The following is a 24,470-nucleotide window of genomic DNA, read 5'->3' as shown; positions in this document are numbered from 1 at the left end:
GAATACACTGCTTTGCTATTTTTTAGTCGAATCACGAACGATGAATGCTGATTGGACAACTATCTTTTGAGGAAACTGAGCATTTTTTTTAGGATCCAGCATATCCAGCAATATGCGGATGGATTGACTTGCCAGTTCTGAAATCGGCTGTGCTACTGCCGTTATGGTTGGAGCGTAAATATCAAAGACCTGATGATCATCAAAAGCAACGATGGCCACATCACCTGGAATATTAAGATTTAACTGATTAAGTGCTTTTATTCCGCTAAAGGCCAGGTAATTTGTGGCAAAGAAAATAGCCTCTGGCTGATTATTATTCCTGATAAAGTTGACCAGCCGCGCTGCCTTTTGGTCCATTGTACTGGAGAACGGTATTTTTAACAACAGCGGCTTAAGGCCTTTCACTGCCAGGGCATCCAGGTATCCCTTTCGCCGATCGAGCATCTGACTCTGATCGGAATCAAGTTCAACGAAGGCAATATTTTCGTGACCACTGTTAATCAGGTACATTACTGCATCGAAGCTTGCCTTATAATTGTCAAGAATCACATAACTGCTATTTACCTCTTCGAAATATCTGTCAAAAAGCACCACAGGTAAACCATCATCAATCAATGCCTGGATATCCTGCTCAATGCCTGCCGGAGGTGTAATGATATATCCATCTACATGTCTTTCACGAAAAAGATTAATGAGTTCTCTGGTTTTGTGAGCATCATTATCTGTACTGCAATAAATGATCTTATAGCCATTCTGATAAGCCAGCTCTTCGATATGATAAGCTACCTGCGCAAAGAAATAATCAGAAATTTTTTCGACCATGAGACCAATAATCATGGTTTTACCGGTGCTAAGGCTTTTTGCAAGCTGGTTAGGCTTATAATCCCTCCTCTCCACATGATTTACCACCCGCTCGATCAACACATCGCTGATCCTGTTTTCCTTTGCCTTACCATTTAAAATAAGAGATACTGTGGTCTTGGATATGTTTAGTTCGCCCGCAATATCTCTTATGGATAGTTTCTTTGTCATAACCTAAAGATATTGGTATTACTGTTTAATAGCAATTTCGGTGAGATTCAAAGCCGGCATCATAAAAGAAACAACCTTTGTTCCATTGTTTTCCAATCTATTACCTATTATTCTTTTCAGCTTTCCTTCAATGGTAAAGCTTATTGAAACTTCTTTATCACTAAGGTAAACGTCGGGAAGTGTTAGATTGATTTCGGCGGATGAGCTGAAAAAGGCTTGTTTATCTTTAAAAGACAACACTGCCGAAGCACTTTTACCGGCGAACAGACCATATCCAGATTTTGAGAGTTCATTCCCATCAGTAAGAAACAAAAACACTAATCCATCAGCTTTAGCTCTCGCCATTCCATAAGTTCCCTTAAACTGCATATCCTGATATTTAATGCTTTCGGCCGCTGCCCCTGCAAAAATATAATCGATCATTCCATTTTTACTTTCAACCTGGATTCCCGCAAAAGAAGAATCATTTCCTACCCCTGCAAATGAAGAGATCCTGGCAATATCTCCTCCAGTATTACCTTCGGCAGGCTCGTAAACTGCTACAAAGGGGCGCTCCCATGCCGCTCCATTCTGACGTACCACAACAGTAGGTAAAGGCAAGTTGGCAATACTATCAGGTATCAACTGATCTTTTCTCCAGGATTTTGAGGGTGGTGCTTTCACGCTGAAAATCTCACGATCCGGATATCCTTTCATCCACATGTTCATATATACTCCTGCCCTTCCAGGAATATCTAGCTCAAACCTGCCATTGAAATCGCCTGATGAAACGACAGACTGCTTATCGTACCAATAATCATAACCCATCAGCTCCTCATTGGCAAAGGTCAGCTTATCAGTAGCCTTTAAGGGCAATGGCTTTTTTAAGGCATCAGTAAGACTAAGTCGCTGCCCTAGATTATGATAGATATAATCATGATACTTATCACCTCCATTTTTTTTAGCCGACCGGAAAACATCAACATAATACCCACTAGAGTCACTGGTTCGTACAATGCTCATTAGCCTGTTCTGGTTAGAATTGGTCTCTGGTTCCAGAAACAGTAAATTCGAATAAGTAACATCCTTAAAGTATCCCTGTTTTATACCCGGTTCCGGATAAGCACCCTGTAGTTTAAGAAAATGGTTACTTTTCATAGTAGGGTATGATGAAATGCCATCTACCACTACAGTATTGTGTGCCGGGAACTGAGAGTAATATTCTGCATAATCGGATTGAAAATAACTACCTCCAATTCCCCCTTCAGGAGCAAGTATCAAGCCTTTCCCATATAATTCCATCGCAATTCCGTTCGCATGCGCATGATTTCCGCCTGAACCGGCCTGAGAGATCATTAGGCCATGGTGCGGATCAATACCATTGCGCTGTACCATCCAGGCTACATTAGGCGCCCAAAAAGTGGCAGTCATATAATCCTCTGGTAAACCAGTTGCTACCGATTCACTAAGCGTTAAAGGTGGATTACTAAACAAAGACATAAAACCAGTCCTTAACTTTGGCAAACCTGATTCCTCCTTTTGTCGCAGATTCTGCATTGTTTTTAACAAACGTGTATAATATAGTTCCTGTTGTTTTTTTCCATGCAACCTGGCATTCCTGATCAGATCTTCCATGGGTTCCATGCGGATTGGCCCATAATGAGTGTCCCCAAATCCAACGATAGACCCATTGGGAAATAAGTATTGTGGCTGTGCAGAAACTGCCTGACTAAGCACAGGCAGTTCAGGTAAGAGATCCATTTTCATGGTTCTATCAAAGAAGTTTACAAAACCCGTAAAATCAGCCAAAACATTTACCGAATAGCCCGGAGATTCGGCCCATATTCCCGTCTTGGGATCATAGCCTTTCTTTAAAATATCGGTAAGAGCCCATTGCCGTGTATGAGTTTGATTCAAAATCTGATCCAGATAGTACCCACAACCTTTTTTATCCGGATAAACCTGATCATTTTCAAGTATCAGGGCGATGCAGGCAACAAACCTTGCCTCTATCAGGTTCCAATTATTGAAAGGCACACCGTTTTTAATAATAATATCTGCCCATTTCTTAAATGTTTCTGCATACAAAGGCAATTGTTTGGGGTGTTTTTTTTGAATGTAGCCATGCAAAAAATCATAGCATGCAGTTAAAGGCTCCAGGATGTCTTCATGAATTACTTCAAATGACGACAAACCTACCAAAGTCTGATCATGCCCTTTGTTCAGGTCTATTGGTTCATTCCGGTAATACATTCCGGTCATATAGGTTTTGAAAAGATCGTAAGCGAATTTTCCATATTTTTCTGATCCGGTATACCAGTAAATCATTGCCGCATCTCTTGCCTTATTGATGATTTCAATATTTATCGATTCAATACTTCTGCCTGTTTTAGACTGATCTACCCATTCCCAGGCCTGTCCGGATCCCTTGCTTTGAAAATAGACCTTGCCATCCTGATCCATGTAGGGTTTAATATCTTCCAGTTTAGGCCGCATATACTGACTGGCAACATCTCTGGTACCGGTAAACCGTACTGTTGGGACAGGCGCTTTTCCTGTTGCATAGGCATAAGCACCATTTTTTATGAAAACATCTGTTGAATGGGTATTCCAGTACATCTGTAGGCGGGAAACCATCCAGGTGCTGTCTTGTTGATGCCGATCAACGTAAGGACTTACCTCAGCAGTAATTTTCTCATATGTAGTTTTTGCCCAATCTTCACGACTAATCAATGTGGCCAGTCGTGCTTTTCCCGTTTTCGCATCGGTGAGCAGTCTTGGGTGTTCAGTATGGGTTAAAGAAGGTATTTTGATGTGCTGAGCCCTTGCCATACCAACCCAAAAAAGGCCTGACAAGAACACACTTACTATCTTTCGTTTCATTAATGTTTTACTTTATAAAATCTAGCTCCGAAAAAGAAAATCACCAGGTAACAGGCAATGGGTGCATAATACGCATGAGCCACTCCAAAATGGTCTGCCATTCTTCCCATAATGAATGGAAAAAAGGCCCCTCCCACAACTCCCATAGAAATGAATGAGGAAGCCTGCTGGGTGTGGGCACCTAGATTCTTGATTCCAAGACTGAAAATAGTAGGAAACATGATGCTAAAAAAGAAATTGATCATCAGCAAGGCTACATAAGAAGGCCAGCCCAATCCTTGTGCTACGATAATACACATTAACACATTCCACAGGGCAAAAGCCGCCAACAGCTTATTTGGTGCAATTACCCGCATTAAAAAGGTACCTGTGAAGCGACCTAGAAGCATTAACCCCATAAACAAGACCATATAATTTCCGGCTTTTTCATCGCTGAATCCCATTTTTTCATGTCCGTAGTTGATAAAAAATGCCCAAGTTCCAGCCTGCGCCGCCACATTGAAAAATTGTGCAATCACCGCCCATACAAAATGCTTGTGTTCAAAAAGTTTTTTATCAGGTGCAACATCAACATTCACAGCTGCTTCATCTGCCAGCACGGCATGTGGATCAGTGGTATCTTTTACCTTAACCATTGCAAAAGAAATGGCAATCAATACAATCACTCCCCCTATTACCAGATATAAAATCCTTACTGAAGTTAGGTCTGTGCTTCCCGGCGTGTTGTTTCTTAGTAAAAAATAAGAGCCGATCAATGGTCCCAGCATTGCGCCCACTGCATTAAAAGATTGGGCAAAATTAATCCTTTGATCACTTGTGCGCTGGTCTCCTAGTGCAGCTACAAAAGGGTGTGCTACAGTTTCGAGCGTTGATAAGCCACAACCCAGGATAAACAAGGCAAGACCAAAAAAAGCAAATGAGGAGGTATAAGCAGCAGGAACAAAAAGAAAGGCACCTGCTGCAAAAAGTGATAAACCAAGTAATACTCCGTTTTTATAACCATATCGTTTCATAAACAAGCCGGCAGGAATTCCCATCACCGCATAGGCGCCAAACACGGCAAATTGTACAAAGGCCGATTGCGATCTGCTCAAGCTCAGTACATGCTGAAAATGTTTATTTAAAACATCGGCCATGGTAATGGCGATGCCCCATAACATAAAAAGAGAGGTGACAAAAAAAAGGGTAACCAGATATTTCTTATCCGTAAAGGAAGCTTTAGTAGGTATCATTTTTATTGGGATTATCTTTGTTATTTGGAATACCAGCATCGGGAGCCGTCTTGGGTATTCCATTAATTCTATTCGCTATTTTTTGCCAGTGTTCCTTTATTTTTTGTGGAGAAACTTTTTCAACTCTAAAGGATAAAGGCCCCTCTTCCTCACAATCATCTTTTTTTGGTTTCTTTTCCTCCATACAATTAAGACACAAAGAATCCAATCCTATACTCTTAGAATTGCAATTAAATTCAATGAAAATAATTTTATACGAAAAAAAAAAGCCCCCGGTCGAATGGGGGCTTTTTTTAAAACATCTTTATCTTATTTCACCAAAATGAAACTTTTCTAGTGAACCGATATCCTTAAGTAACTGGATGGTAGTTGATGGCCCCAAATTTACCGGTGCTGCCCATGAGCGGAGTGCCCACACAATTTTTTTAGCTGGTGTAACTTCGATAGCCTGTACCGGTGCATTTTCAGGGTCTAGTTTACTATCCCATTGGTTAAACCAGTTATTTATAAGTGTATTGCCATTAGGTAAACGTGTTGCAAGTTGTGGTGATGAAACCTTATAATCGCGTATTTCATCTAAAATGTACTCCCAAACGATCGTGCCGCTGCGTGTGATTTCCCGAACAAATCGATTATTACTGGTGACCAATATATTGCCGTTTTTTAATTGTACGGCCGACCAAACACTGGGAACATTAAGTGATAAAAGTTCCTTGCCATTGATGTTATACTCGCAAACCTTGCCCAAGTCCATATGAGCAACTAGTATAGTTCCTTCTTTTGTTAATCTGGCATGTCTGATTTGACCGTGAGTACCACTTTTAAAAGGTAACTTAAATTCTTTTTCAATCTTATTACTGTTGATATTCATGACTAAAACTTTGGCCGGATTACCATTTTGAACAAATACAACATGTGTTTTGCCAATGAGCTGAGCTGTATGCGTTTCGAACCCTTCTGGTGTATTATACTTCCAAAGCACTTTTTTATTGGAATTAATTAAAGTAATGCCATATTGGTGGGCAAACAATACATTTCCATTTTTCATTAATATTGCATCACTAATTTCCCCTCTTCCCAGTGTATCTATATAAGACCATGTTATTTTACCACCACGCACAATATACATATTGCGGGATTTGGCTTCACCGGCATAAAAAAAATCGAATTGCTTAAGTCCTTTTCCTGGTAAAACTTTTGGCGCTAAAATATGACTGATGCCGGTTTGAGCCATCGTCTGTTTACCAATGCCAATCATCAATGCCAATATCAGCATGAACTTTAACTGAAGTTTGTTTTTCATACGCTTAGATGTTCCATCCAAAATATATCAGCATCAATTACTTTGGTTTCAAAGTCAGTAATTGGATATTTAGTCTCAATTATTTTTAAAAGCATGGTCATAGATATTTGCCCCATTTCAAAAGCTCGTTGTCTGATATGAGAAATTGGGGTTTGAAGCAAATCAATAATATCTACATTCGAAAAACCTATGATTGACAGTTCATCGCTTTTAATACCTAAATTTTTTACAGCTCTCAGGCAAGCCATGCTCAGCCTGTCTCCCGCCACAAATATTGCATCGGGGCTCTCGTCTAATGCCATCAATTGTTTTATTGCCAGTTCAACTTCTTCATAATCGCTGCCTCCTGAAGGACAGAACTTGATCAGTTCATCACGCGATGAAATTAGCTGATCAGTCATTGCTGTTTTATATCCGCCTATCCGCTCTTTAGATATTGACAATTGTGGTGCATTAGCTAGAAAAGCGATATTTCTTTTACCATTTTCTATTAATTGCGTAGTGGCCTTATAACAGCTTTCAAAATTATTGCAAACTACTTTATAGGTATTTATTTCATCTACAATCCTGTCGAAGAAGACAATGGGCAAACCGCTTTTATGCATTTGCTGTAGATGTGTATATTCAGTTGTTTCGGAAGACATGGTAATGATCAGACCATCAACATAGCGGTTAGCCATATGGTTAATCACTTCGATTTCCTTGTGATATGAATCTTTTGTTTGCGAGATTATGGTATGATAACCCTCTTTTTCAGCTATTGACTCAATTCCTGATATGGCTTGTGAAAAGAAACTATTTGCTAAATCAGGGACAACTATGCCAATAGATTTACTTTTTTTACTCCTCAGTCCGGCCGCCATTGGGTTGGATTGATAATTTACAAGAGTGGCATAGTCATTTACCAGTTTTTTTGTCTTTTCACTAATGTCGTAAGTATCCCTTAACGCCCGGGAAACCGTTGAAGGTGAAAGGTCCAGTGCTATTGCGATATCTTTTAAAGTTATAGGTTTATACATAAAGCACGTAAGCTAAAACATGATGAATGTACTAAAAAACTCCTATACTTACCTAAACGACCTAATTGAAGTCGAACCAAAGCTTTCCTGATACCTTTGAACCCACCGCAATGTTTTTTTGACTTTGTGGTCCCATTGAATCTGCCTGCTTAAATTTATTCCCAATAGGTGCTATTGCATTTAAAAATCCAAGGTTTCCTTCTGGAAAAGGAGGGTTTACATGAGGGATGAACGATGTACGTTGCTTATCCGGTTTCAGCATCTGCAGAAACAAGTCTGATTTATCAGTATATACCTTAAATGAAGAACTCCCCGCTTGTATTTCTGCCCAATACAGATTAGCATGATAGCCCTTAAATTCCGGGTAAATAAAAGTTTCGCCAGTTATGGTATTATTGTAACTCTTTTCCCAAACGCTTGTACTCACTCCTTTTAATCTGTTTTTCCAGGTTCTGTAAGGTCCATCGCCCAACCATCGCATTCCTTTTATTTTAGATTCGTCGATGTTAAAAGTGATCCCATAAAAATTTGCGGTTCCTGTTTGTGTATAATCGTACTCCAGAGTTACAGGTTTTCCTGCAGCAAATAACCATTTGGCATGCAGCGTTGATTCACCTGAGTAAGAACTTTCTACTATGATTCCCCCATTTGCTGTTTTAGTATGTTTAAAGCTCTGAAGTGTCTGATCTACACCTGCAAGGATAGGACCATTACCAAGGGAAACTGCCCCTTTACTATTTTCAACAGTTTTTAAATAACCCGTCTGCGTATCAAAAGTATATGTTACACCATTCTGTACCACAACATATTCATTCTCTTTTTCTGATTCTGTAATTTTACTTTTTTGTTTGACTATAGAAATCAAATTCTTCTGTGCAATTTGAGCGGTGGTTTTAATAGGCCAAATCCAGGTATAAATTTCTCGACCTTGACTGTTTGTAGCGGTAAACCGCAATGCATCTGCATCCTTCCAGTTAGAAGAAAGGTTTAGTTTGAAATTATCTGTTTTACCCGGTGCCAATGCAACTGATAATTTGCCCGAAGAAATTTGGGTAAATCCACTTTTTTTATCTGTTGCCAAAGGATATTTAACCAGTTGCCAGCTAAACTTACAATCAGAAAGATTGGTGTACAAGTAGTTATTTTCTAGCTCAATAGTTATGTTTTGTGAAGTAAAATCCGGTTTTTTGGGCTGTACCGGGCTCCAAACCTCTTTGATGGTATAGAAACTTCCTTCTTTTTCGCGGTGAGGACCAACAATACCATCCGCCCCATGATTTCCATCGGTATCCAGACTGTCTTTTTTATCTTTTCTAACCACTCCTTCGTCGGTTAATGCCCACAGAAAGCCTCCTGCATGCCTCGGATTTTGACGAATGAGCTTCCAGTTATCATCAAGACTTGCTCCATGTCCTCCGTCGTAAAGACCATGGATCATTTCAGTATGAAGCAGTATATCTTGTTTTTTAGCGGCATTTTCGATGTAACTGTATTCAGGATAGTGTTTAGTGTCTATGTTGTTAAAATTACTCCAGGGATGAATCACTACCCGTTTTTGCGGATCATAAAATGCATAGTCGTTATCCAAATCGAAATTAAACCCTCCTTCATTTCCATTTGCCCAAAACACAACACTTGGATGGTTCACGTCGCGAACTATCAATTCTTTAACCAGCTTTCGCCCAACGGGAGTACCATAATGTTGTTGCCAACCGGTTAGTTCATCAATTACAAATAACCCTATAGAATCGCAAAGGTCTAAGAATTCGGCATCAGGCGGATAATGGGACATACGAACACCGTTCATGTTCATATCTTTCATGAGCATAATATCCTGAAGATGAATCTTTCTACCTAGTGTTCTGCCGCTTTCCGGCCAGAAACTGTGACGATCTACCCCTTTTATTAAAATCTTAGTGTCGTTTACATAAATACCGTCCGACTTTCTTACCTCTACTGTTCTGAATCCAAAGCGTTGATTTAGTAGATGAACAACGGCCCCATTTCTTACTATGCTCACATCAGCAGTATAAAGATTTGGGAATTCAGGGTTCCAGAGGCTAGGATTAGTAAACTTACCGGCAAGCCTTATAGAATCTGCAGGATTAGATACACTGTAAGTTAACGGAGTTCCGAATGAAGCTCCTTTTAATGTTTTCAATTGCACGGATATTTTATCTCCAGACTTTATATTGCCAGTAAATACATCTATTCCGAAATTCCCATCGGCCTTTGCATCAATTGCAACACGGTTAATAAACGACTTAGGCATTACCTTAAGGTAAACAGGGCGAAAAATACCTCCAAACACCCAGAAATCGCCTTCTCTTTCAGCATCATTTACTGTAGGATCAGCACTTTGTTTACTTACGGTTACTTCCAACACATTATCGGCATCAAATTTTAACAGATTATTTACATGGTAATTAAAACGATAAAAACTACCCTGGTGTACCGCTCCAGCCAGTTGACCGTTAATTTTGACTTCAGCATCAGTCATCACCCCTTCAAAAACAAGTTGAATCTCTTTATCAGCCCAGGATTTGTCTGCTTTAAAATGATAGCGGTACAGCCCCTGCTCATCCGATTTTTTCTTGTCATGACCATAATTGTAACCACCAAATCCCTGTAGTTCCCATTGAGAGGGAACTGGTATCTCAGTCCATTTACCGCTATTCATTCCCTTGGTACAAAAGAATTCCCACTTAACAGTATTGTCCTTATCAGTTCCTGATAAATAAACAACCTTGGTTTGCTGCGCAAAAACTCCAACAGAGATTAAGCCAACAAGGCACAAGACACAGAAAATTATTCGTTTCATGATTGTCAAAATTGAAAGATTATGGAACCATTTTATACAACACACCCTTTTGGCTTTCCAGCAAAACGGTAAGCATATATATATCACCTTTAAGATCCTCTCCAAAACTGTAGATATGCCAGTATCCCGGATCTCTGGAAATTGACATTTTTGTTCTTACCCATTTGTTGTTTGAACCTTTGGAAAGGTTCCAGACCGGCCCCATAAAATCGCCAAAAACATACTTACCACTTAAGGATGGAATTACCTTACCACGGTAAACATATCCACCTGTAATGCTTATGCCTTCGGTATGAGGATATTCGGCAATTGGCAAAATATGTTCTTTAGGTTGTGGATCTGCTGGCCTGTAGGAATGAACACCTTCAAATGCACGCCAACCGTAGTTGCCCCCTTTTGTAACCAGATCTATTTCCTCGTATTTATCCTGACCTACCTCACCAGCAAAAAGCTCATTGGTTTTACGATCAAAGCTGAAACGCCATGGGTTTCTAAATCCATAAGCATAGATTTCAGGGCGTACATTAGCAGTATTTACAAATGGATTATCGGCAGGAATCCCGTATGGGATCTTATTTACATCAATCCTGCTAATTTTTCCAAGCAGATTGGTTAAATTCTGTGCATTCCCATATTCACCATGCATGTCGTTCTGGCCACCGCCATCGCCAAGAGAGATATAAAGAAATCCATCTGCTCCAAACTGCAAACACCCACCATTATGATTGGATTCTGGCTGATCAACAACCAGTACCTTACGCATTTTCGTCTTATCGGCAATCTTGTTATTATTTTTAGATACCGTGTATTCTCTTACCTCTGATTGGTGGTCTGTTCCTTTGCCTTTTTGCGAAGGAGCACTGCAGTATATATAGAATTTACCATTAGTGGCATAGTTAGGATGAAATGCCAGGCCAAGTAATCCACGTTCATCGTAGCCTTCATTTTTTATCACTTCCTTTGAGATGTCAAGAAAAGGGGTTTGGATTAACTTTCCATTCTCTATAATACGTATACGCCCCTCCTGTTCACAAACAAAAAGCAAATTCGGTTCTTTTTTAGTAACAGCCATTGCTGTAGGATGTGAAAGTCCGTCTGTAATTAGTTTTAATTTGACATTGTCAGTTTTAACTGCTTTCTGCCCAAATGAGGCTACAGCGGTTACTAAAACAAAAAGAATTGGCAAAAGGATCTTATTTAATGTTATTTTCATTGAGTGTACTTGGTTAAAAGGGCGTATTTCAATACGATATTAAGAAGTTTAATGCCCTTTTGCCTAATGTAAGCAATAAAAATTTATGCAATCGTTGCCGAAATCATGCAATTATTTATTTCTTTACCAAGGGTTGATCAGTTAAACCTGTAGCCCACCTTTTATTCGGTTTATCTGTTAAAGTAACTTCAATAAGGCCCCCATCTTTCAATCTATCATGACTGAGGTAACTCTTGGTATAAGCTTTCTTATCCCACTTAACCGCTGAAATATGGCCTGAGTTTTTAGATTGTTTGTGTGTTACAATAGTTAGTTTTTTTGCATTAGGAAGACTTATCGTAATGCGGTCAAATAAAGGAGTGGTAAGCAAATAATTATTGGAAACCGGATCTACAGGGTAAAATCCCAGAGAAGCAAACACATACCAGGCAGACATTTGCCCGGCATCATCATTGCCACTCAAACCTCCAGGTCCGTCACTATATTCATTGGCCAGAATCTCTTTTACCCTAAGCTGTGTTTTCCATGGGGAACCGGTGTAATTATATAAAAAAGGTATCTGGTGCCCTGGTTCATTTCCATGCCAATACTCGCCGCCATTAAAAAGCGTATCTAATGATTGTTCCAGCTTGCTTCTGCCTCCCATCAATTCGGCCAGTCCCTGTACATCATGTGGTACGTAAAAGGTATACTGTTGCGGTGTACCCTCTGTAATATAAGGCTCTTTGGCATTTCCTTTAAAAGGCTCATACCAGCTTTTATTGATATACCTGCCCCGCATCATGTTCACCTTTGCATCAAAAACATTGCGATAATTTTTACTCCTGCTCATCAATGTGGTATAATCAGCAGTTTTGTTCAATCCCTTTGCTACCATGGCCAAAGCATAATCGTCATAGGCATATTCCAAAGTTCTGCTGACCTGTTCTTTTTTATGAAAAGCCTCGGGTACACTGTCTTCCATTGGAATGTAGCCATATTTCAAATAAGTATCCAATGCACGTCTTCCTTGCCCGTTTACATAGTCTGGTTTTGATGGACTATCAAACGCATTTTGCCGCATCAATCGATAAGCCTCATTCACATCGTAATTACGGATTCCCTTTGTATAAGCAGAGGCAATAAAAGCTGTTCCATGATCGCCAATCATTGCTGCAGTATAACTGTTCCAGCATGGAAAAATAGGCAACCAGCCTCCCTGGCTCCCTTTCAGGATCATAGATTGAACCGCATCATTGATCAATTCAGGTTTCAGCAACTCAAATAAGGGTAATTGAGCCCGGTAAATGTCCCACATGGAAAAATCGTCATAATAATTGCCTTTTGATAAATTTTCTAACTGATAGCTACCTGAAAACCTTGGATAGGTGCCATCCACATCATTAAATAAGCGTGGGTGCTGCATGCTGTGATAAAATGCTGTATAGAATATACGCTTGTCTTTAACAACTGATGTCTCAACTTTGACCTGACTCAGGGCTTGTTGCCAAACTTGCTTGTTTTGTGCGGTTAGCGCTGGAAAGTCCCAATTAGTGATCTCCTGTTCCAGGTTTTTCCTTGCTCCTTCCAGACTACTGAAAGAAGTACCTACCTGCACCCTTAGTACCTCTCCTTTATTTACTTTAAATCCCAGATAGGCACCAATATCTTTTTGTTTACCAATAGAATCTGTAGCAAGGACACCTTTGGAACTGAATGTTCCCTGACTGGCAATTGCCTTTTCAACTTTCAGATAAAAGAAGCCGTTAAACCCCGCAGGTTCACCCCAGCCCTGATAAATGCGGTGAACAGGATTATAACCCCACACCACTCCATTTTCTTTATCGATCTTCACAAATCCTTTTCCCTGATCGCTGTTAGGCATAATCAGCAAGTATAAGCTATCTGCACGATGTGCTGTAAACTGCATCATCGACGAACGAAGTGTTGCAGTAAGTTCTACATCCAATTGATACTTAGGTAAGCTGACCTTATAGTAATTTGGACTGGTGATTTCCTGCTCATGAGAAAATACTGCGCCATATTCTTCTGGTTTGGTCTTTAAACTCCCCATCATCGGCATAATAGTAAAGCTGCCGTAATCCTGTGTACAGGAACCGCTAAGCCAATGTGTAGCCCTAATACCGGTGAGCACACTGTCTTTATAAAGATATGGGGGAAGACATTTGGTTTCTGATTTACGTGTTTCGGGACTGAACTGAGTCATCCCAAAAGGGAGGCCTACGGCTGGGATAGTATTGGCATTTAATTCGGTTCCGCTACCGTGCTTTAAGGCTGCACTGGTTGTGCTGGCGGCTGTACCGGCAAGAGGCTGCACATACTGTACTACATCTTGCGCTTTTAAGGATAAACCAAGGCTAAACAGCAACAAACTGCCCAAACCACAACGAAAAATAAAGGAGACACTTCTCATAATTAAACTACGTATTGTTTTTAAAGCTAATAAAAAACGATCTGATTATGTTTTTCATTGTTTCTTGATTGCCTCAAATTTAGCAGGGAAAGCAGATTCCCCTTCCAGGTTAATCGTTTTTAAATCTCTAACGCCATTACTCTCCAATACATGTGCAAAATAGTCGGGCCTGTTTTTACCCCAGGTTACCGCGCAATTTCTTAAGGTAATCTGACTTGCCTTATCAAGGTAAAAAGCGGATGTTCTGGCTTTCAAAAGCCCCTCAACATTGCTCGGCCGACGATCGTAAACTCCCCCTGGTAGTGTCGTCGTTTTATTGATGAATACATCAACCCCATCAAAAACAACTCCCGACACTTTATCTGGCGATTCTGCACCTACATAAATACCATTCTCGCTAACACATTTAACATTGTTGAAATAGATGCCCGTTACTGCTCCCACTTTTCCTTCAGTCTGCCCCTTAGGGAAACGCCAGCCTGCATCTTTATTATTGCCTTTTGCCCGCGGATAGGCAGTTACATAGATTGGCTCGGCCTTGCCCCACCAAACATCAGAAAACAAATGAGCGTCAATAATTATATTTGAAAATATCACGTTGGAAACTGTCCCTTCATCCCGGTTTTGAATACCAATACCTCTATTGCTTTTGCTGATAATACAATTATTAATTAACACGTTATTGATGCTATCCATGTTTTCTGACCCTATTTTAATAGCACACGAACGAGAGCTCATGGTACAATTGCTAACAGTGATATTTTCGCAAGCACCAAATTCTTCATACTCCCTTCTGTTTTTTAAACAGATACAATCATCACCAGATTCTATGTAACAATTACTGATCCTTACATTTTTACTGTGATCAAGATCTATCCCATCACTATTCCTTACTTTTAAACTGTTCAAAAGGGTGATATTATCTATGACCACATCATCGCAGCCAATTAAATGGACTGTCCAATAGGCTGAGTTTTGAATGGTAAGGTCACTTATTCTGATGTTCCTGCCTCCAATAATGGTAAGAATATGGGGTCTGGGATCAACAACATTAAAAGGTTTTAACACATAAGAATCTTCCAATTCAGCACCCATAAAAGAGATACCATTGCCATCAATAGTTCCAGCTCCATGAATGGTAACATTAACTAACTTCTCACCACCAATCCATATGGTTCCTTCGCCTTTATTTTCACGAAATGCACTTTCTGTATATACTTTCTCATCGGGATTTGCCAATACTTTAGCATTGGTTTCAATATAAAAATCTACAAAAGACTTAAGCTTGAAAGGTCCGGCCAGATAGGTTTTTCCTGAGGGTACAACTACCCTACCACCGCCCGCATCAGAACAGGCATCAATGGCCTTTTGAATGGCCAGAGCATCATCAGTTCGGCCATCTCCTTTTGCCCCGTAGGTAACAATATTATATTCTTTAACATTATCTTTTGAGCTTATGGCCTTAGAAATTAAGGGTAAGAAACTGATTAAAAAAATGTTTAAGACAAGTGTATATTTTCTTAGTTCATTCATGGTTTGTTGTCATCTTTAAAACTGTCGTCATCTCGACGATAGGAGAGATCTCTTGACCATTAAGTAGCTGGGAAGCAAATTGGTATAAACAAGAGATCTCTCCTATCGTCGAGATGACGAAGTGGCGATAGCATAACGAAGTGGTTATACCATAAAAATCGCTCTAATTATATCCCGGATTTTGTTCAAGTTTGGGATTGAGTACCCTGGCACTAGCGGGTATAGGCATCAAACGTCTTCGCACATCATTGTTTGTTTTAAAACCCCATGTCCCTTCATACTTTCCAAAACGGATCATATCATTACGGTGCCAGCACTCCCAGGCAAATTCCCTGCAACGCTCTTTATAGAGGTCTTCAAGAGTAACGGAGCCCCAAGCTGCCGAGGTAGTACGTACTGCACGCAACTGATTCACCAGTGATAAAGCCGTTTGGCCCTGCGTAGGGGTTGCTCCACGCAATATCGCCTCTGCTTTCATCAATAAAATATCGGAATACCTGAACATTGGAAAATCATTATTTTGATTCCTGTTGGACGAAGTACTGTCGCAATAGAATTTATTGTTGCGATAGCCCATGTTCCATGCGATTTCATCATTACCTGCGTCGAAAGGTCTGGAGGCATCACGTAAAGTAACGTTTGGCGTAATGTCTACCTGATAATTGATCGGAGTAGCGCCATCAGATCCCGCATAGAATTGATCGTATCCTTTCTTTGTTGTCGATACATTAACAGGCGCTCCCGAGAACAAGTATTGCAAACCTTTTATCCATTGCATATTTCGCTTGTCATTAGGATCATCGAAATTCGCATAGTATTCAGGTAGCGTACTCATAGGTGCACTTGGTGTATGTTTCAAGCTAAACTTTGTTTGTAACGAGCGAGGCAAGGAATACCTTGCGAAGAAGAGATAACCATTTGAGAACCCTGGATCAAAGGGTAAAGCGAAAATAAACTCTTTAATTTGAGGTCCATTATCTATAAAAAACATCTTTTTATAGTCTGATTCTAAAGCGAATGGACTTCCTGTTGCGGTAATAATGGCATCACACTGTGCTACGGCATCGTTATAGCGTTGTGTTCCGGTATATACCTCTGCATTCAAATACATCTTAGCCAATATTGCATTTGCTGTGTATTTGGTAGGACGGCCATAAGTAGCGGCTCCCACAACTGAACTCAGGTTTGGTAAAACTTCTTTGAGCTCGGCCTCGATGAAATTAAAAACCGCTGTTCTGGATTTTGTCTCAGGAGATGTAGTTTCACCAAAAGTTGTAACAATAGGGATGTTGCCCCATAGATCCATCATCATGAAAAAGGCCAATGCACGTGTGGCTCTAACTTCAGCTAAAGCTGTGGTTTTAGCGGGAGATTCCGGTGCATCCTTAAGTAAGAACAGGCTTTGGTTGGCCTTGCTGATTACACTTGACAGCCATCCCCAGCCACTGCTAACATGCCCATTGTCAGGATCCCAGGTATGTTTATGGTGTTGTTCATACCTACCACCATCATACCAGTTACCTCCTCTTGCAGGCATGATGGATTCATCAGTACTTAGCGATTGCATGAAAAAATAATCGGTGGTGATGCCCTGACGCAACTGGACGTACACCTGTCCGGTCAATTGTATAAAATGTTGATCTGTTTGGGGAAAGGTTTCAGGAGTTAACTGGGTTTTCACCTCCAGGTCCAGTTTATGGCAGGACGTAAGTATTGTTAGTGATAAAATTACTCCGGTTGCTATGTTTATAAGATTTTTCATCTTCTTAAGATTTTAATTAAATGATACATTTAGACCAAAAAGAAAGGTTCTGGTTTTTGGATAAAAGTTATTGGTATCTACACCTGGTGCCAAACCACCCTGATTGATCTCTGGATCAATACCTTTATATCCGGTAATCACGAATAGATTGTTGGCAGTAGTGTAGAGACGCAACGAACCAACCCCAGGAATAATGTTTTTCTTAAAGGTGTAGCCCAAAGTTGCATTGTCCAATCTCAGATAGCTGCCATTCTCAAGAAAGCGCGAAGAATACCTGTAAGAGTTAAAATCTGCTGTAGATTCATTCTCTACTTCAACAGGTATGTTGGTAAATTGAGCAGTGTTAGGACGGAAGAGGTCAGCTCTGGTTACATTCATGATCTTATTGCCCAATACTGCCCTTACGAAAACACTCAGATCAAAGTTCTTATAGTTTACCGAGTTGGTCCAACCAATCAAAGCCTTAGGTTGTGCATTACCAATTACGTAATAATCAGTTTTATTCAGTAATCCCTGTGTTTTGATATTTCCTGCCGCATCGTAATATTGAGAAACTCCATTGGCATCTTTACCAGCATATTTGAAGGTAAAGAACGTTCCTATTGGCTGTCCGGGTGATAGAATCTGTAATGTTGCCCCACTTTGTCCCCCACCGTCAGGCTGGAAGATGAGCCTATCATCGATTTTAAACTGGCTATCAGAAAGTGTGAGTACTTTGTTGACGTTGTGGGCAAGGTTGATTCCTGTAGTCCAACTGAAATTGTCATTACTTACCGGTGTACCATTCAGAACAATCTCCACCCCTTTATTGCTTAATTTACCTACGTTGGCTGTTAACTGACCTGATGGGTAGAGGTTCTGATCGACGTCGAAGCCGATGATCAGGTCTGTAGTCCTTTTATCATAAAAATCTACTGAACCACCTAATCTTCCTTTAAAGATGCTGAAGTCCATACCGATATTTGCAGTAGCTGTTTTTTCCCAACGCAGATCCGGGTTCTCATTTTGAATAGCACCATAGGCCCCTTCTCTAGGAGATCCGTTGTAATAAAACTGCCCCACCGCTCCATAGATCAATTTTGTAGTCAGTGGAGCAAAGCCTAGCGAATTACCAGCAATACCGTAACTTCCACGTAGTTTCAATGTGCTGATCAGACTTTGATTTTTTAAGAAATTTTCCTGGTCGATGTTCCAACCGGCGCCTACAGAAGGGAAGTAACCCCATTTTTCGTTTTTGCCGAATACGTTCGATCCATCTCTCCGGATAGATCCTTGCAGTAAATACTTATTTTTGTAATTGTAATTTACTCTTGCAAAGTCAGAAATTAACAGAATTTCCTGATAAAGGTATTCTGGGCCATAGTTAACACGGAAATCTGTGATTGCATAAGGGTTACCTAAGCTCAGGTTGTAATAGCTAACCTGATTAATCGGAAAATTTGTTGAGGAAGTCTGTAAACCATCGTTGTTCAGTGATTGCTGATAAGAATAACCGACTACCGCGTTGATATCATGATCACCAAACTTTTTGTTCCAGGTCAGGTAAGTTTCCACGATCTTATTGGTATTCTGATAAGCGTTTCTCAAGGCTAAACCATCTTTACCAACCAGTGAAACAAAGGAAGGATTTGCCGGAGGGTCGGGTGTGTTCCTTACGTTGTTGTATCTAGAGGTATAAATGCTGTTGTAAAAAGCCCCATATACGGTTTGGGTATTCTGATAAGAAGCCGCAACATCATAAGTGAAACCAAAAGGCAATTTAAGATTTGCAGTAAAGGTCCCCAATATATTTTTAGTTTTCAGGTTCTCAGTTGCATTCTCCAGCATGGAAACCGGATTATAATAACTGGTCTGAATCAGGTTGTCAAAGTATGTTCCATCAGGATTTTTAACTGGCGAAGTAGGCAAATAAGTAAGCATCTGAGAAAGAACTGTATTACGATAAGGCACCAGATCGGCATCGCTAATTGAATTACTCAGATTTAGCCCGATCTTTAATTTATCATTCAGGGCTTTTTGTTCAAGACCTATGCGGCCAATAAAACGACCCAGATCACTTGTTCTTACAATACCTTGTTGTTTGAAATAGTTCAAGCTGGCATTATACGTAGTTTTATCTGTACCACCACTAAGCGAAAGGTTGTGGTTTTGCGATATGGCATCCTTACGTTGTACTTCATTTTGCCAGTTGGTATTTGCACCCTGATCATTGGCTGGTGTTAACGCAGAATTATTTCTAGCCAGGAAAGCTTTCAACTGCTCAGCATTCATCATCTCGTACTGGTTGGATACATTCTCAACACCAAAATAAGCGCTGTAAGCCAATTGAGCTTGTCCTGCGGTACCCCGTTTTGTAGTTACCATGATCACTCCGTTTGCAGCTCTGTTGCCGTAAATGGCAGCAGCAGCAGCATCTTTCAAAACGTCGATCGAGGCTATGTCATCTGGTGCAAGCAATGAAATATCAGCACCTGGTACACCGTCGATAACGAATAAAGGTGATTGTGCACCCTCCCGTAACGTAGAAGCCCCACGCATAACAATAGCTGCATTGCGGTTCGGATCACCACTTCGGCTGATGTTTAGTCCAGGTACCTTACCTTGCAGCATCTGTCCGACGTCGCTTATGGCGCCTTTATTCAGTTCATCACCTTTAACGGAAGATATTGAGCTGATCAGGGCCTTTCTGGAACTCTTACCATATCCCACTACAACAACTTCACTTAATGATTTATCTTCTGGTTTTAGCTGAATAGTTAAAGGCTGAGTGCCATTGACAGGCGCTTCAAAGGTTACATATCCGATGTATTTAAAAACTAAAATATCATTTGCACTTTCAGCAGAAATCTTAAACTTTCCTTCTATATCTGTAATGGTTCCAATTTTTGTTCCTTTTACAGTAACACTAACACCAATCAAAGGCATATTGATCTCGTCAACCACCTTACCGGTAACCGTAATGGCTTTTGAGCTGCCTTGAAGTTTTGTTTCGAGTCGCTCACCATCAATCAGAATGATTTTGTTTTTATACACCTGATAGTGAATTGAATATTTGCTCAACAGATTATCAAGCACTGTTTTGAGTTCAACGTCGTCGAACTGAAGAGACATCTTATTGTTAGAGTGAATAACATCCTGGTTATAAATAAACTGAACTTTATTAGCCACAGCCAGTGTTTTCAAAACTTCAGGCAGCGTTTTATTCACTATGGTTAAACTTATTTTTTTATTCAAAGCCTCCTGGGCCAAAGTGGGCTTGGAATAGGTGATGCTGGTAAATAGTATCAATACCAATATTTGACTTAGTGTAATTCTCATGATTTTGCACCAGAAAAGCTTATGATGTAAATAAAATTTCATAATTTTAGTAAGTTGTATTTGAAAAAATATAATTAATTGAGGTCCCCTCACCAATTTAATTGATGTCACAAAGGGGGCTTTTAAAAGCCTAGTACAGGAGTGTTCGAGCACTCTTGTACTTACTTAAGAAGCTTATTGGATCATGTTTGTAGAGTCTTTTTCATACTGGTTCGTTTGAAGGTTTACTTATTGGTTAATTTTGGTTAATTCTTTTTGGTCACTACGATAATATCATTGTCAATATGGTATTCCAGATTTAGCGAAGCCTTAAGCACTTCTAACACATCAGGGAGATTTAAGTCAGTTAAATCGGCATTCATCACTACTTTATTGAGCTCTTCATCCTGAACTTTTATAACAGTATTAAATTCCGAGCTCAGAACCTTCACTATTTCTGAAAGGTTTTTATCACTAAAAGACAAATCAACATGGTTCCAGATCGCAACAGAAGACATATCTGCGTGCTTTTCTTTATAAAGCAGATTTTTATTTCCTTTAAAAACGATGCTTTCCTTCGGCAGTAAAAACACCTCATCATCTGATTTACGGTTGGCGCCCTTTTTACTTACAGATACCTTACCGGTTACAACAATTACATTGGCAGAGCTTCCATCTTTAGAATCAGAAATCCTAAAGCTGGTACCCCATACCTTGGTAATGATATGATTACTATTGATTATAAAAGGTTGATTTGGATTTTTAGTGATCTCAAAGAAACATTCTCCTTCCATAATCACCTCTCTGGATGCCTTTTTAAATTCAACAGGATAAGTAAGACTTGCCTGAGGATTTAAATAAACAACACTTTGATCTGGCAGTATTTTTTTAATGATAAAACCAGTTTTATTTACCAGGTGAATTTGCTGACTGGACAATTGTTCTTTTTTGTTCCACAGCAGCGATTTATTCCAAAAAAAGAAAGTAACAGAAACTATCAGCAGTATTGCTGCTGCATATTTAAGCCACCATATGCCAATTTTAGGCGTTGGTATTTCTGGTAAATCAGGATTATCTGTTTGATCTGTAGATGCAACGATGCTTAAAAAAATCTTGTTCTTTAAAAGTTTCTGATTTTCTTCTGATAAATCCTGAACAAAATTAGGACTATCCTGATATTGATCATACCAATGATTTAACATTGAAACCTCTTCAGGCGTACAATTGCCATTGATATAATTTTCCAATAATTTGGAAAGCTGTAAATTGTTCATACTACGTTAAACTCTATGTGGTTACTTATTTAACATGTCGTTTAACAACTGCAGAACCCTTGCTGTAAATCTAAATTTATTTTATAAAAAATAGTAAGATGGGCATAAGTTCAGTTATTGTTACCCGTAAGCTTTGCAACGCTTTTGTAAGGTGGCCTTCTACCGTTTTTTCCGAAATGTTAAGTTCCGATGCGATCTCTTTATTTGTTTTAAACTCAATTCTACTTAACTGATAAACAGAACGACATTTGACCGGCAACTTAGCGATCATCATATCAATGTGTTTTTTCAAATCGTTAAGAAAAATGTACTCTTCGGTAGAGTTGTCGAGTTTTAGCTGAACCTGTTCTGAAGTAATAAAATTTTCCCTTATAGCGTGTTTTCTGTAATGGTCTATTACATTATACCTAACTGCCGTATACAGGTAGTTACCAAGGCCTGTTGTAAATAGGAGTGAGGTTCTATTTGTCCAAAGTTTTGTAAAAACATCCTGTACAATTTCTTCGCAGGTTTCGGTGTTCTTAACCCTTTTATAAGCTGCGTTAAGTAACCTATCCCAATACCGATCATAAATCTCCTTAAAAACATCCGGGCCAGCATGTTTCAACAACAAAGCTAGTTCTTCATCAGTATGTTTTGAATAATTACCCATTGTTAAAATCAGTTCCCAGCCATTAGATACCTGGCACAGCCGCTAAAAGTAACTAAAAAAATACAATTAATTAAGGGGGAAAAATGTGAATTTAAATTACAAGGATTACCCTAGTTTCTGTAAAAAAATATTCAAATCATCTTCCTTACCCAATCCCAGTTTTTGCTTGATCCGGTAACGACTCATGCGTACGCTTTTGGGCTCTATATGAAGGATGCTGGCTATTTTCTTTGTGTCCATTTGCAAATGCAGGTAAGCACAAAGCTTTAGATCAAGCGGAGTGAGTTTTTGCTGCGCTTTTTCATTCAGAAGGCCGAAGAAGTCGGGGTGTACTTGTTGAATATGCATCTTTGCATCATTAAAATCATTGTCCAGCAATAACTCTTCATTCCATATTCTATTGATATTCAACTCCTGGCTATCATTTAACTTTTCTTTGATCTGTGAAAACACTTGTTTCTTGTGTTCCAGTTGCAACACATTAGCCATCATTTCTTTTTGCAATTGTTGCTGTTGGGTTTCCAGCAGTTGTTGCTCTGCCCGTAGCCGCAGCTGTTCTTCTTTATCTAATTTTGTTTGCAATTCGGCCTCTTGTTTTTCTAAATGCAATTGCTTTTCACGTTGCAAAGAGTAACGCAGGCGGAAATGATAAGCCCGGAACATAAAAATAAGGCCCAATAAAGAAATAATCGAAATACCTATATATAGATACCGTTGTACCTGATTATACTTTTCCTTTTGCCGCAACAGGATCACTTCATTGTTTTTTTTTTCGGCTTCGTATTGAATTTCCAGCTTTTGCGCGTTTAATGCCTGTTTTTGATCAAAAAGTTTACCGTTGTATTCTGTTACTTTCTTCTGGAATTTTAATGCCATGGAGTCGTTTCCAGTTTGCTCATACAATCTGGAAAGCGAGCTCACCACATTGACCAGGGTATAATAATAGGGAATTTCCTGCGCCTGCATCATGCTATAAGCCTGCATCAAATAACTTTCAGCCATTGGAAAGTTTTTTTCACGCATGGCATACTCACTTAGAATACCCAAACCGCTGGCTATAATTTCTTCGCCATTCGGCGCATCTTTCATCACTTCCTGAGCTTTATTAGCATATTGAATAGCACTTGCTTTCGCATCTTTATCTGTTTCTGCAAAATTTTTCAAGTAATAATCTGCAATATTAATGCAGGCAATACCATAAGTCTTTGCTGCTATTTCTTTCGGATGCTGCTCGTATATCTCCTCTACCTTCTTTAAGAAAAAGAGGATGCTATCTCGCTGGCCGATACTTTTGGAAGCATTATAATTATAATCCGCTGATATGGATAAAGCGGTATAGCAATTACCAAGTAAATTGTAATCTTGAGTGAGCAAGGCATTTTCTGTGGCTAAGCGAGCGTACCGATTTATATTGGGCACATTATTCCAGCGGGTATTTAAAGCGTATAACAAGTAATATATTTTAGCCAGAATGTAATGATCCGGAGTTTTTGCTAGTTCCTTAAGTGCCATCTGGCCATATTTCATGGAAAGTTCGGCATTATCGATACTCTTGTATAAAAAAGCCTGGGCATAATAACCATAGGCAATAGCTGAAGAACCATGCGCCTGCTTTGCGGTAACCATGGCAGAATCGCTCATTTTTTTTAACAATGGAAATTCCTGCATATTGGCGTAAATATTGGCAAGAACAACATAGCCCCTGGTTGCGGTAGTAAAATCTTTCAGTTTTAAGGCAGTATTAACAGCAAGCCTCCCCTGAACAAGCCCTGCTTTATAATTTTCATTGATACGAAGTGATTCAGCCGAATGAATAAGCTGAGCAGGTGTTTGTGCTATTGCAGTATAAGATGACAAACCCGCAGCTACAAAAAACAATAGGTGCCTTAAATAATTCATAAAGTAAAATTAATATAAATCAACTATCTATTTTTTCATGTAGACATATTGTAGACGCTTGTGCAACTTGAATGTAGGCGTTTTGTAGTAAGCCTGAATTTGGTAAAACTTTGAGTAAGAGTGCAACTTTACATCAAATAATTTTACAACAAAATACT

The 24,470-nt window shown here is 39.5% G+C and carries 15 protein-coding genes; all 15 read right to left on the bottom strand.

Features of this window, described 5'->3' with window-relative positions:
• Window positions 1-15 precede the first annotated feature (15 nt).
• A complete protein-coding gene (locus tag AC1DDK_RS06295) occupies window positions 16-1,032 on the bottom strand; it encodes a LacI family DNA-binding transcriptional regulator (protein ID WP_337716824.1) in 1,017 nt (338 codons plus the stop codon).
• Window positions 1,033-1,050: 18 nt separating this feature from the next.
• Window positions 1,051-3,894 carry an endo-acting ulvan lysase-like protein gene (locus AC1DDK_RS06290; protein ID WP_288879204.1) on the bottom strand — a complete coding sequence of 948 codons (2,844 nt, stop codon included), beginning with the start codon at window positions 3,892-3,894 and terminating at the stop codon, window positions 1,051-1,053.
• Complete coding sequence (gene fucP / locus AC1DDK_RS06285) at window positions 3,894-5,126, bottom strand: L-fucose:H+ symporter permease (protein ID WP_288879203.1); 1,233 nt, start codon at window positions 5,124-5,126, stop codon at window positions 3,894-3,896. The genes AC1DDK_RS06290 and fucP overlap by 1 nt, the downstream gene beginning before the upstream one ends.
• Window positions 5,113-5,310 carry a hypothetical protein gene (locus tag AC1DDK_RS06280; protein ID WP_172660158.1) on the bottom strand — a complete coding sequence of 66 codons (198 nt, stop codon included), beginning with the start codon at window positions 5,308-5,310 and terminating at the stop codon, window positions 5,113-5,115. The genes fucP and AC1DDK_RS06280 overlap by 14 nt, the downstream gene beginning before the upstream one ends.
• Window positions 5,311-5,430: 120 nt before the next feature.
• Window positions 5,431-6,429, bottom strand: a complete 999-nt coding sequence (locus AC1DDK_RS06275; RefSeq protein WP_337716822.1) for a beta-propeller domain-containing protein — start codon at window positions 6,427-6,429, stop codon at window positions 5,431-5,433.
• Window positions 6,426-7,448, bottom strand: coding sequence for a LacI family DNA-binding transcriptional regulator (locus AC1DDK_RS06270; protein ID WP_288879201.1), 1,023 nt, complete (start codon window positions 7,446-7,448; stop codon window positions 6,426-6,428). The genes AC1DDK_RS06275 and AC1DDK_RS06270 overlap by 4 nt, the downstream gene beginning before the upstream one ends.
• Window positions 7,449-7,509: 61 nt before the next feature.
• Window positions 7,510-10,269 carry a glycoside hydrolase family 2 protein gene (locus AC1DDK_RS06265; RefSeq protein WP_337716820.1) on the bottom strand — a complete coding sequence of 920 codons (2,760 nt, stop codon included), beginning with the start codon at window positions 10,267-10,269 and terminating at the stop codon, window positions 7,510-7,512.
• Window positions 10,270-10,288: 19 nt separating this feature from the next.
• A complete protein-coding gene (locus tag AC1DDK_RS06260) occupies window positions 10,289-11,482 on the bottom strand; it encodes a PQQ-dependent sugar dehydrogenase (RefSeq protein ID WP_337716818.1) in 1,194 nt (397 codons plus the stop codon).
• Between the two features lie 115 nt (window positions 11,483-11,597).
• A complete protein-coding gene (locus tag AC1DDK_RS06255; protein ID WP_288879198.1) occupies window positions 11,598-13,895 on the bottom strand; it encodes a GH92 family glycosyl hydrolase in 2,298 nt (765 codons plus the stop codon).
• 54 nt (window positions 13,896-13,949) lie between these two features.
• The gene (locus tag AC1DDK_RS06250; protein ID WP_288879197.1) at window positions 13,950-15,428 is read right to left on the bottom strand and encodes a glycoside hydrolase family 28 protein; all 1,479 of its coding nucleotides are present in this window, start codon (window positions 15,426-15,428) and stop codon (window positions 13,950-13,952) included.
• A gap of 163 nt (window positions 15,429-15,591) precedes the next feature.
• Entirely contained in the window at window positions 15,592-17,190 is a 1,599-nt protein-coding gene (locus tag AC1DDK_RS06245; RefSeq protein ID WP_288879196.1) for a RagB/SusD family nutrient uptake outer membrane protein, read from the bottom strand.
• A gap of 12 nt (window positions 17,191-17,202) precedes the next feature.
• Window positions 17,203-20,508 (bottom strand): SusC/RagA family TonB-linked outer membrane protein, encoded by a 3,306-nt coding sequence (locus tag AC1DDK_RS06240; protein ID WP_288879195.1) that lies wholly within the window; start codon window positions 20,506-20,508, stop codon window positions 17,203-17,205.
• 245 nt (window positions 20,509-20,753) lie between these two features.
• Window positions 20,754-21,761: a FecR family protein gene (locus tag AC1DDK_RS06235; RefSeq protein WP_288879194.1), complete on the bottom strand. Its 1,008-nt coding sequence runs from the start codon at window positions 21,759-21,761 to the stop codon at window positions 20,754-20,756.
• A gap of 76 nt (window positions 21,762-21,837) precedes the next feature.
• The gene (locus AC1DDK_RS06230; RefSeq protein WP_172660148.1) at window positions 21,838-22,413 is read right to left on the bottom strand and encodes an RNA polymerase sigma-70 factor; all 576 of its coding nucleotides are present in this window, start codon (window positions 22,411-22,413) and stop codon (window positions 21,838-21,840) included.
• A gap of 105 nt (window positions 22,414-22,518) precedes the next feature.
• Window positions 22,519-24,312 (bottom strand): helix-turn-helix transcriptional regulator, encoded by a 1,794-nt coding sequence (locus tag AC1DDK_RS06225; protein WP_288879193.1) that lies wholly within the window; start codon window positions 24,310-24,312, stop codon window positions 22,519-22,521.
• Window positions 24,313-24,470 lie beyond the last annotated feature (158 nt).

The organism is Pedobacter sp. 05T44 (genome assembly GCF_056395985.1).
Note: the sequence above shows the minus strand (reverse complement) of the source record. Positions and strands in the feature narration are given on the sequence as shown.